Source organism: Collinsella sp. Sow4_E3, assembly GCF_052116285.1.
In the GTDB taxonomy this organism is placed as follows: Bacteria; Actinomycetota; Coriobacteriia; order Coriobacteriales; family Coriobacteriaceae; genus Collinsella.
This window is the reverse complement of the sequence record NZ_JBQKLJ010000087.1, coordinates 1-622: the sequence shown is the minus strand read 5'-3', so window position 1 is coordinate 622 and position 622 is coordinate 1. Positions and strand designations below refer to the sequence as shown.

At 69.8% G+C, this 622-nt stretch carries 1 protein-coding gene; it reads left to right on the top strand.

Annotated elements, in window-relative coordinates; translation table 11 throughout:
• Positions 1 to 172 precede the first annotated feature (172 nt).
• Positions 173 to 622 (top strand): hypothetical protein (locus ACTQ48_RS11375; protein ID WP_441571023.1); only part of this gene is annotated, 450 nt, incomplete at its 3' end.

Here is a 622-nt window from a genome sequence, read left to right as displayed (position 1 = left end):
CTGGCGTGGGGTGGCTGGCGCGTGGCGGGTCTGAGTATCCGCTGACGGTGAGGCCGGTGGGCCCTGGCCGTGTGGTTGCGCTGATCCCGTCCGGGCGGATCTCCAACAACAACCCTGGTGGGTGGGCGTCGGGCGACTCGCTGTTTTTCACGATGACCTACGAGGTGTGATGATGGCTGATCGGATCACGTGGCGCGGCTCCCTGCTGTCGCCCCGCACTCGGGACGCACTGATCGAGGCCGAGCGGCTGGCTGCCGCGATGCCCGAGTTCCGTGGCTGGCGGGACGGGTGGATCATCCGCCCCGGTCAGGGGTCGTGGCAGCCACGCAGCCCCTACTCGGGCTCGACCCACACCGGAGACGGCGTGGTCGACCTGTCGATCCGCCACCACCTCACCCCACCGCAGCGCAAGGCGGTGCTGAGGGCGTGTCGGCAGGTCGGGTTCGCGGCATGGCATCGGATGCCGTCCCGCTCATGGGTGGAGCATCACCATCTGGTGCTCATGCCCCCCGACCAGACCACCAACACAGAGGGGCTGGCTGCGTCGGCGATGGTGCAGGTGTCGCACTACCGGCGTGGCCTCGACGGGCTCGTCGGCAAGGACCGCGACCCGGACCCGTGG